This window comes from Humidesulfovibrio sp., assembly GCF_035560995.1.
In the GTDB taxonomy this organism is placed as follows: domain Bacteria; phylum Desulfobacterota; class Desulfovibrionia; order Desulfovibrionales; family Desulfovibrionaceae; genus Humidesulfovibrio.
Genome location: NZ_DATMYK010000033.1, coordinates 1 through 9,840 on the forward strand (window position 1 = coordinate 1; position 9,840 = coordinate 9,840).

7 protein-coding genes are annotated in these 9,840 nt (G+C 66.4%); 1 reads left to right on the top strand and 6 read right to left on the bottom strand.

The annotated features are described in order from the left end of the window. The first annotated feature begins 310 nt into the window (after window positions 1-310). A complete protein-coding gene (locus VN419_RS01055) occupies window positions 311-1,147 on the top strand; it encodes a split-Soret cytochrome c (protein ID WP_325643519.1) in 837 nt (278 codons plus the stop codon). A gap of 671 nt (window positions 1,148-1,818) precedes the next feature. Here the strand turns inward: VN419_RS01055 and VN419_RS01060 are convergent. From VN419_RS01060 to serS, 6 genes are all read right to left on the bottom strand, one after another. Continuing rightward, entirely contained in the window at window positions 1,819-2,112 is a 294-nt protein-coding gene (locus tag VN419_RS01060) for a hypothetical protein (protein WP_325643521.1), read from the bottom strand. Between the two features lie 9 nt (window positions 2,113-2,121). Next, complete coding sequence (locus tag VN419_RS01065; RefSeq protein ID WP_325643523.1) at window positions 2,122-3,534, bottom strand: sigma-54 dependent transcriptional regulator; 1,413 nt, start codon at window positions 3,532-3,534, stop codon at window positions 2,122-2,124. Between the two features lie 22 nt (window positions 3,535-3,556). After that, a complete protein-coding gene (locus VN419_RS01070) occupies window positions 3,557-5,998 on the bottom strand; it encodes a c-type heme family protein (RefSeq protein WP_325643525.1) in 2,442 nt (813 codons plus the stop codon). A 114-nt stretch (window positions 5,999-6,112) separates the two neighbouring features. Further along, the gene (locus VN419_RS01075; protein WP_325643527.1) at window positions 6,113-6,280 is read right to left on the bottom strand and encodes a hypothetical protein; all 168 of its coding nucleotides are present in this window, start codon (window positions 6,278-6,280) and stop codon (window positions 6,113-6,115) included. A gap of 48 nt (window positions 6,281-6,328) precedes the next feature. After that, window positions 6,329-7,768: a putative sulfate exporter family transporter gene (locus VN419_RS01080; protein ID WP_325643529.1), complete on the bottom strand. Its 1,440-nt coding sequence runs from the start codon at window positions 7,766-7,768 to the stop codon at window positions 6,329-6,331. 747 nt (window positions 7,769-8,515) lie between these two features. Next, on the bottom strand, window positions 8,516-9,796 hold the full coding sequence (serS, locus tag VN419_RS01085) for a serine--tRNA ligase (RefSeq protein ID WP_325643531.1): 1,281 nt from the start codon (window positions 9,794-9,796) through the stop codon (window positions 8,516-8,518). Window positions 9,797-9,840 lie beyond the last annotated feature (44 nt).

The following is a 9,840-nucleotide window of genomic DNA, read 5'->3' on the forward strand; positions in this document are numbered from 1 at the left end:
CCCCCCCAAAAAAACAACATCCGCCAGCGGCCGGACCGAACTCCTTCGGCCCGGCCGTTTTTTTTGCGGGTGTCGCCCGTAGGTTCAATGCTGCGCCAGCTCCAGGCGCGTCGGATTCCTCCCCGCTGTCCCTGCCTCCCCAGGCAGACGCACCGCCTCTTCCCGTTGGCGAAAGCTGAGGGGGGCGTGCTGAAAATTATTTGTGATTACTGTATGTTGTATCTTTCTGTCAGGCGGCACGGCCCTTGCTCTCCTTGGTGGAAACGCCCGCGTGGCGGGCCAGAAACCGAAACAACGAGGGGGAGAGCATATGACCATGGTGAGCAGACGGGATGCGTTGGGGTGGCTTGGCGGTGCGGCGCTTGGCGGCCTGCTGGCGGGCGTTGGCGCTGTTGCGGCCCTGCCGGGCGAAGGCCTGGCGGCGAGGAAAACGCTGAAGGAAAAGGCCCCTGCCCTTGCCGCTCCTGCGTGGATTCCGCACCGGCTGGATGCGGCCGAGTGTGCGCCCCTGGCCTATGCGGGCTACTGGAAGGACGGCCTGGGCTGCTGCTACGGCGTGTTCGAGTCCATCATCGGCAGCATGGGCAGGAAGTACGGCGCGCCGTACAACCAGTTTCCCTTCACCATGATGGAGGTGGGCAAGAGCGGCATTTCCGAGTGGGGCACCGTCTGCGGCGCGCTCCTGGGCGCGGCCAGCGCCTTCGCCCTGTTCTGGGGCCGCAAGGAGCGCGATCCCATGGTGACCGAGCTGTTCCGCTGGTACGAGAAGACGGCCTTCCCGCTGTACGATCCCGGCGCGGCGGCCCAAGGCGTGGCCGGGCCCCTGCCCACCAACGCCTGCGGCTCGGTGCTCTGCCATATCTCGGTGTCCACCTGGTGCCATGCCCATGGCATCGATGCGGCCAGCGCCAAGCGCCAGGAGCGCTGCTCGCGCATCACCGCCGACGTGGCCACCAAGGCCATCGAGATCCTGAACGCCAAGGTGGACAGCGGTTTCGCGCCCCTGCTCTCGTCCAAGAGCGAGGCGGCCTGCATGTCCTGCCACGGCAAGGGCAAGCCCTCGCCCATCGCCAAGGGCCGCATGGACTGCACGCCCTGCCACAGCGGCAGCGCGCACGTGCAGGATAAGTTCCGCAACCATCCGTAACGCAAGCCAATGTTCGCTGACACGCACCTCTGCCAACTGCCGGGGGGGACGTCTGGAGGGCGTCCTCCCTGCGCCCAGGCCTGCGCCTTGGCCCGCGCCCAGGCCAACGGGCGGCGGCAGGGGGGACGCGTCGCACGGGTTTTCTTCATGCGCCGCCTCACGGACATGAGGACGGGAAGGGCGGGCGCTCCGGTTTGGCGTCCCGCCTTCCCGTAATGCGGCCCGTAACGCGGCCCGCAACTCGATCAGCAGGACAGGATATTTCGCCGGCTGCACGGCCGGCATGGCTTTCCTCATGCGCCCCCGTCTCCTTGGGGTGAGGAAAGGGGAGGGCGTCCGGAGGGACAGGGGGCGTCCTCCCCGCATTCTGTTTGATATTTCCCGGTCTGGCCGCGCCTGCGCCGCGGGATGCGTTGCTTCTTCATGCGCCCATGCTCCTCTGGGCGAAAAGGGGAGGGGGACCGCACGCCCCCTCCCCGCACGCGCGTGCCGCAGTCCCGACGGGCTGCCCTGCTCCTGCGGCGGGCCCTGTTCCCCGCTCATGCGCGCGTGAGGAGGCCCCATGGACCCTGGCGGCTCTGCCTGCCGGCCGGGCGCGGGCGCAAAAAAAGGAGGGGACGCGCCCCTCCCTTGCTTTTCGTCCCTCGCGGGCCGGATTGCCGCGAAAGGTCCTACTCTCTGGCGCGGCGCAGCACGTAGGCCAGCTCGAAGATGTCCTCGCCCACGCGCAGGGTTTCGGCTATGCCGCGCGAATACATGAAGGCCGGGCCGGGCAGGGCCATGAAAATGTCCAGGTCCTTCAGGAAACGCAGCTCGCTTGCCGCGCTGTCCTGCTCGGCCAGGGCGCTTTCGATGCGTTCCCGCAGGGCCGGGCGCTCGGCTTCACGCAGGGAGTCCACGATCCTCGTCAGCAGTGTCTCTCGTTCCATGGCCGCCTCGTCCGTGCTGGAAAATGCCGCTTGCATGCCTGCCTCCTAGCCCTTGCGGTAGTCGCCGGTGTTGATGTTCATGCGCTTCAAAATCTTCTGGAGCGAGAAGCGCTCCACGCCGCTGATGCGCGCGGCCTCCGAAATGTTGCCCTGGGTGTGCTCCAGCAGCCGGTGCACATAACTTCTGGTGAACTCCTCCACCACCATCTGCTTGGTCTCCTTGTAGGGAGAGAACGGTTCGCAGGCCGAGGGCAGGGGCGCGCCGGTCTCGGCCTGGCGCACGTGCGCGGCCTCGATGCGGTCGCCCGGGCAGAACACGGCCAGCCTGCGCACCAGATTCAACAACTCGCGCACGTTGCCCGGCCAGCTGCGGCAGGCAAGGTAGCCCACGGCCTCGTCGGAAAGCTCCTTGGGCGGCACGCCCAGCTCCCGGCACACGGTGAGCAGGAAGTGGCTGGCGATGCGCGGGATGTCCTCGGTGCGCTCGCGCAAGGGCGGCACGTGGATGGCCAGCACGTTGAGCCGGAAGTAGAGGTCCTCGCGGAAGCTCTGGTCGCTGATCTTGGCTTCCAGGTTCTGGTTGGTGGAGGCCAGGATGCGCACGTTGACCTTGGCGGCCTCGTTGGTGCCCACGGGCCGCACCTCGCCCTCCTGGATGACGCGCAGGAGCTTGGTCTGTACGCCGCCGGGAATGTCGCCGATTTCATCCAGCAGGATGGTGCCCCGGTTGGCGGCCATGAACAGTCCCTTGCGATTCTTGTCCGCGCCGGTGAAGGCCCCCTTCACGTGGCCGAAGAGCTCGCTCTCCAGCAGCGAATCGGGAATGGCCGGGCAGTTCACGGTGACGAAGGGCGCGTTGGCCCGGTGCCCCAGGGCCTGGATGGACCGGGCCACCAGCTCCTTGCCCGTGCCGGATTCGCCCCGGATGAGCACGGTGTAGTCTGATGCGGCCACGGCGAGGATGGACTTGCGCAGGCGGCGCATGGCCTGGCTTTCGCCGATGAGCATGGGGCCCAGTTCCGTGTCGGCCGCCTTTTCGCGCAGGCGCATATTTTCCATCAACAGCTGGCTGCGTTCCATGGCCTTGCCCACGATGCGGAACAGGTGCTCCTGGTCGATGGGCTTGGTGAGGAAGTCGTAGGCGCCTTCCTTCAGGGCGGCCACGGCCGTCTCCACCGAGCCGAAGGCCGTGAGCATGATGACCGTGAGGGCCGGGTTGCGGGCCAGGGCGGCGGTGAGCAGGTTCTGGCCGGAGATGCCCGGCATGCGCAGGTCGGTGATGAGCAGGGAATAGTCGTTGTGCTCCAGCTCCTGCAGGGCCTCGGCCCCGCTCTCGCGCACGGTGAAGGTCCAGTCCGGGAACTGGCCGGCCAGCAGGCGCGAGAGGCCAACCGCGAAGTCGCGCTGGTCGTCCACAACCAGGGCCGCGCCGCTGCCGGTGGCCGGGGTGGTCGTCATATGCGTTCTCCGCGCGTGCCGGTCATTGGCGTTCCCTCCGTGGGAGTAGGGGAGTGGTTGCAGCATCCCCGGCCTGGGCCGGGAAGGTCAAGAGGAATGTGGCGCCGGGACGGCCGGAAACCTCAACGCGGCCGCCCAGTTCGCGCATCAGCTCGTGCACCACGGTGAGGCCCAGGCCCGTGCCCTTGCCGATCTCCTTGGTGGTGAAGAAGGGGTCGAAAATCTGCCCCAGGTGCTCCGGGTCGATGCCGGGACCGTTGTCCGAAACGCTCAGGCGTACGGCGCGGCCGTCCGGCTCGGCCTCGCTGCGCACGGTGATGATGCCTGTGTCCTCGGGCACGGCGTCGAAGGCGTTCACCAGCAGGTTGGTCAGAATCTGCTCCAGGGCCGAGCAGTCGGCCTGGACCCTGGGCAGGCCCGGGGCCAGCTCCAGGTTCAGCGCCACGCCGGTCTTCTCCACTTGCACGCGGAAGATCTGGGCCAGATCCTCCACCACGGCGTTCAGGTCGCAGGGGCCGGTGGCGGGCTTGTTGGCCCGCGCCAGGCCGAGCAGGTCCTGCAGCACCTTCTGGGCCTTCTTGGTGTGCCGCACGATGACCTCCAGGTCCTCCTGGGCCTGGGGCTCGCGCTGGCTCTTCTGCAGCAGTTGCGCATAGCAGCTGATGACGCCGAGCGGGTTGTTGATCTCGTGCGCCAGCCCGGCGGCCAGCTTGCCGAGGGCGGCCAGCTTCTCGCTCTGCTGCATCTGCGCCAGCATGCGCTTCTCGGCCGTGGTTTCGCGGATGTAGACCACGGCGCGGCCCACCTCGCCCCCGGCGTGCAGCGGGTACACGCTGACGGCGAGCGAGCGCGGGCCGGGCAGCTCGAACTCCAGGCTGGACGGGGCCTGGCCGGAGATGGCCGCGGCCAGGGTGCCATCGGCCACGGCCGGGGCGGAAATGCTGGCGAACCAGGTCTGGATGCGCGAGCCGGGGCGGATGCCCTCCGCCAGGGCCCGGGCCGAGGAATTGGCCAGCACCACGGCTCCGCCTTCGTCCACCAGCAGCAGCGGGTCGGAAATGCCCTCGAAGATGAGTTCCAGCAGCCTGTTCTGGCGCAAGAGCGCGTCCACGGCCTCCAGGTTCTCGATGGCGATGCCCAGCTGCTGGCCCAGGGCGAGCAGCACCTCGGCGTTCAGCTCCGGCCGCGCGCCCTCGTCCCAGAAAAGCCCCATGAGGCCGCGGTTGAGGTCCGAGGTGGTGACGGGCACGAACACGCGGTCGGCCTCCTGGCGCACCTGGCCTTCGCGCAGCAGGCCCTGCCAGTCGCTGGGCATCTGCGATTCGCAGGCCGGGCCGGGCCAGGCGTAGTGGTTGCGGCCGGAGGTGGCGCACAAATACATGGCGCGGCTGGCGCCGAAGCGCGCGGCCACGCGCGGCAGCACGCTGGCGATGAGTTCTTCGTGCCCCTGGCTGCGGTTCAGGTCGTCCAAAAGCTCCACGAAAAGCCGCACGTCAGTCCGGTGCTCCGCCGCCTCCTGGCTCAAGTCCGCCGTGCGGGAGCGCACCTTGTCCTCCAGGTTGGCGGCATAGTCCTCCAGCTGCATGCGCGCCTCGCGCAGGTGCGTGGCGAAGGATTCAAAGGCCTCCAAGAGCGAATGGATCTCGTCGCCCTCGTCCAGGCGGTCCAGGATGGACTGGTCCTTGGGGCTCGTGAAGTGCTCGCGGAAGATGGCCGAGAGCCTGCGCAGGTTGGTGACCACCAGCCTGTTGAAGAAGATGAGGATGAGGGTGAACACGCCCGCGGCCACGGCGATGAACGAGACGCCGAAAAGCGAGATGGACTCCTGGATGTGCTTCACGCTCTTGTCCACGGGCATGCCCACAAAGTCGAGCCCGGCCACCTCGCCGTCCTTGCGGCCGAAGCCGCGCTTGCCGCCGTAGCGTTCGATGAGCACGCGCGGAGCGTCCTTGGGATCGCCGTGGCAGGCCAGGCATTCCTTCTCGAACAGCACGGGCCGCGCCATGACGTAGTGCTCCACGCCGTCGATGGCCTGGTAGCCCCGGTAGGCGCTTTCCTGCGGGTTCTCCTGGAAGTGGTGGATGAGCCCGCGCTCCATTTCGTTGGCCTCGGAGGCCGGATTGCGCGGGGAAAGGGCCACCCGGCGGTAGATGTACTGGTCGCGCTGGGTGTTCAGGTCCACCAGCACCTTGCGCGTGACGAAGGAGGTGCTCATGGCCTCCAGCAGGAACTCCTCCTTGGGCAGCATGTGCCGCACCGTGGGCCGCAGGATGGAGCGCACGTACGTCTGCACCGAGGACAGGTGCGAGAACACCAGCTCGGCCTTGGCCTCGGCCTCGATGTGCAGCATTTCGCGCAGGTGCATGTTGAGGGAGAAGAGGAACACCACCCCAAGCAGCAGGAAGATGCCCGCAAGGCCCAGAAGGAACTTGTGCTGGAGCTTGCCGTGGGGGTGCTGGGACATGGCCGGTCCTTTTGCAAAGGGTCCGTTAAAAGTGCCCGCCGCGCTGGGGCCGCAGCGCGGCGGGCGTATGTGCCCGGACCTTAGTGGGGCGTCCGGTCCGGGCGGGGCGACGGTTTAGCCGTGGGCGTGCGGGAAGAACACCGCGCTCACCCAGTACAGGAACACCAGGGAGAACACCCCGATGCCCAGACTCCAGGCGATGAGCTTCTTTTCCACGGGCATGAGGGGCTCATACTCCATCTTCGCCATTTCTTCAGCAATCTTGTTTTCATCAAGCTGCATGGTGCTGCTCCTTTGTGATTTTGTTCGTAGGGCCTGAGGCTTCCGCCGCTAGACGACAGGGGGCTTCATGCCGTGGAAGAACAGCCACGAGATGAACAGGCCGATCCAGATGATGAAGCCGAACAGACAGACCACGTACACCGCGGCCAGCCTGCCGATGCCCTCGGCCCACAGCTTCTTGAAGTTCGAAACCAGGCCGATGGTGAAGAAGGTGAGCAGGAAGAAGATGCCGCGGAACACGTTGGTGCTGGCGATGGTGGACTTGCCGAACTTCAAGAGGTCCGGGCCGGTGGCGCACAGGGCCAGCATGATGAGGAAGGTGATGACGTAGCCGAGCACGAAGCGGGGGAAGCGGTCCAGCACGGCGCTGAACTTCATGCGCTCGCCGGGCTTGCAGTCGATGTACTTGCACCACACGACGGCCAGGATGAACGACCAGATGCCGATGAACACGTCGATGAAGATCTTGATGGTGGTGGCTGTCATGGTGACCCAGCCTTCCTGGTACATCACGCCGGTGTCGGCGAAGACCTTGGCGCGGATGAGGGCGTCGGCGATGGCGCCGGAGGCGATGGCGCCGCCGTCGCTCTTCACCGCCAGGCCCATCCACGCGCCCGCCACCATGGGGTCGCCCGACAGGAAGTACTGGGCGGCGAAGGGCAGGATGAGCATCTCGATGCAGGTGAACACGACCACCAGGGAGGAGACCATGATGGGCACCACGGGCCGGGCGCGGATGGCGCCGCCAGTGGCGATGGAGGCCGACACGCCGCAGATGGAGATGCCGGAAGCCAGGGGCGCGGCCCACTCGCGGCTGAACTTGAAGTGCTTGCGGGCGACGTAATAGACCAGCGCCCAGTAGATGAGGTAGGCTTCGACGATGGCGCACAGGCCTCGGAAGATGACCGAGGAGGCCAGGCCGAGGGCGTCCACGGCCTTCACGCCGAGTTCCGCGCCCAGGATGACGATGGCGATCTTGATGTACATTTCAGGACGCAGGGCTTCCTTCATCTTGTCGGCAAAGCCGGGGGTGATGTTGCCGAAGAAGATGCCCGCCAGAAGGGCGATGATGAAGCCCGCCTCGCCCGTAAGGCCAAGGGACCAGGGAATGCCCAGCTTCTCCACCTTGTCCGGGGTGGCGGCGATCTGCGCGTAGTGCCCCGCTGCGTAGCAGGCGATGCTGATGAAGAAGACCAGCGTGAAGGACTTGATGAACTTGGGCACGTCGCCGCCCAGGAACTTCACGCCCACGCTCAAAAAGGTTGTGATGAACACGAAGGTGATGAGAAGCGCCGCATAGCCGGGCAGGCCCTTGTAGGTACCCGTGGCCGCGCCGAAAATCTTGTCCGCCGTCACCCAGACGTTGGTCTTGACCGCCCAACCCAGGGCGTCCACCCCGGCGAAGGTGAGCATGCCGAGCATGAAGAGGAACAAACCCATGATGAGGGCGAGCTTGTCCTCGGTGAGCCACCGCTTTTGTTCCGCCATAAGAACCTCCTTAACTCTCCTGTTCAATGTAGATTCCGCGGCGGCCACCCCGGCGCGCCGTGCCATGCGTTTGTGGACCGGGCTGCGGGACCAGTTCCCACCCGTCGGCGAAGGCCATCGCCCTCCGAGAGGGCAGCGCCCTTCTCCCACCACAAGGGGTAAAGCAAGACCGGGGCCAGTGTGTTCGTTTTGTAACATGCGTGAATTAAATGATAAAAAATTACGAATGCGCAATTTGCCGCCAACTTGAGTTGGCATGGTGCCTTTTGCGAAAGGCACCAGAAGCGGCAGGTGAGCACCTGCTTTTGCGTCGGCGCGGAACATCTTGCCGGGGCAGGACAAAGGCACCCGGCAAAATATTCCAGACTTGTTCTACAGAATGTTTGGATGACCTGCCCGCAGATCCTGGATTCGGCTGGTGGCGGTGCTTCCCAGGCTTCGGCAAGGGGCGCCGCCCCTTGACCCCGCCAGAGGGCACAAGGCCCTCTGGACTCCCTGTGGCGTTGGGTTTCCCTCTCCGGCCCAAGGCCGCCGGAGCGGGAAACCCAACGCAGAGGGGCCGGGCGCAAGGCGCTCGGGCTAAGGTTGCGCCAGCCCTGGCGGGGTCGTCCCCCCCTGTCTCCATCATGCAGCCTGCCCCAAACAAGAAGCCCCGGAGCGCTCTTGCGCTCCGGGGCTTCTTGTTTGGCCTGCGGGTCCAGGGGGTGCATACCCCCTGGCGGGGGCTGGGGCGGCGCCCCTTGCCGCTTACTTCTTCATCTCTATCTTCTCCAGCCCGCCCATGTACGGGCGCAGCGCTTCGGGCAGCACCACGCTGCCGTCGGCCTGCTGGCCGTTTTCAAGCACGGCGACGAGGGCGCGGCCAACGGCCAGGCCGGAGCCGTTCAGGGTGTGCAGGAACTCGCTCTTCTTCGCGCCCTTGGCCTTGAAGCGGATGCCGGCGCGGCGGGCCTGGAAGTCCTGGAAGTTCGAGCAGCTTGAGATCTCGCGGTACTTGTTCTGGCCGGGCAGCCAGACTTCGATGTCGTAGGTCTTGCAGGAGGAGAAGCCCAGGTCGCCGCCGCACAGGGCGATGACGCGGTAGTGCAGGCCCAGGCGCTGCAACACCATTTCGGCGTGGCCGGTCAGCAGTTCCAGGTCGGCCATGGACTGCTCCGGGTGGGCGAAGCGGACCAGCTCCACCTTGTGGAACTGGTGCTGGCGGATGAGGCCCTTGGTGTCCTTGCCGTAGCTGCCCGCCTCGGAGCGGAAGCAGGGGGTGAGGGCGCAGTAGGCCGTGGGCAGCTGGTCTTCCTCCAGCACTTCGCCCGCGTGCAGGTTGGTGACGGGCACCTCGGCCGTGGGGATGAGGTAGTAGTCCTGGCCCTCGATCTTGAAGAGGTCCTCGGCGAACTTGGGCAGTTGGCCGGTGCCGGTCATGGCGGTCTTGTTGACGATGAAGGGCGGCAGCACTTCGGTGTAGCCGTTCTCGGCCGCGCAATCGAGCATGAACGCGCCCAGGGCGCGCTCCAGCCTGGCGGCCCAGCCGAAGCTGACGCAGAAGCGCGAGCCGGTGAGCTTGCCCGCGCGCTCGAAGTCCAGTCCGCCCAGGGCCTGGCCCAGCTCCCAGTGCTCCTTGGGGGTGAAGGAAAGTTCGGGCTTGGTTCCCCAGTGGCGCAGCACGGGGTTGTCTTCTTCGCCCGCGCCTTCGGGCGTGGATTCGTGCGGGATGTTGGGAACCTTCAGGAGCCAGTCGGTCTCCTGGGCCTCTATGACGCCAAGCTCGGCGTCCAGCTCCTTCACGCGCTCGCCGATGGCGGACATGCGCGCCATGAGCTCGCTGGCGTCCTGCCCGGCGCGCTTGAGCTTGGCCACTTCCGCCGAGCCTGCGTTGCGTTCGGCCTTCAGGCCCTCGGCCTCGCGGATGAGGGCGATGCGCGCTTCGTCGAGCCGGGCGAACTCGGCCACGTCGGGCTCGGTCTTGCAGCGTTTCTTCAGGCCCTGGCTCACGGCGTCCAGGTTTCTCTGCACGAATTTCAGGTCAAGCATGGTCGTCTCCTTGAAATGTGGGCGCGATCGTATCGGGTGAGGCA

Coding starts and splice junctions, on each gene's coding strand:
- VN419_RS01055 (WP_325643519.1), top strand. CDS start 311: ATGACCATGGTGAGCAGACGGGATGCGTTGGGGTGGCTTGGCGGTGCG.
- VN419_RS01060 (WP_325643521.1), bottom strand. CDS start 2,112: ATGCAAGCGGCATTTTCCAGCACGGACGAGGCGGCCATGGAACGAGAG.
- VN419_RS01065 (WP_325643523.1), bottom strand. CDS start 3,534: ATGACGACCACCCCGGCCACCGGCAGCGGCGCGGCCCTGGTTGTGGAC.
- VN419_RS01070 (WP_325643525.1), bottom strand. CDS start 5,998: ATGTCCCAGCACCCCCACGGCAAGCTCCAGCACAAGTTCCTTCTGGGC.
- VN419_RS01075 (WP_325643527.1), bottom strand. CDS start 6,280: ATGCAGCTTGATGAAAACAAGATTGCTGAAGAAATGGCGAAGATGGAG.
- VN419_RS01080 (WP_325643529.1), bottom strand. CDS start 7,768: ATGGCGGAACAAAAGCGGTGGCTCACCGAGGACAAGCTCGCCCTCATC.
- serS (WP_325643531.1), bottom strand. CDS start 9,796: ATGCTTGACCTGAAATTCGTGCAGAGAAACCTGGACGCCGTGAGCCAG.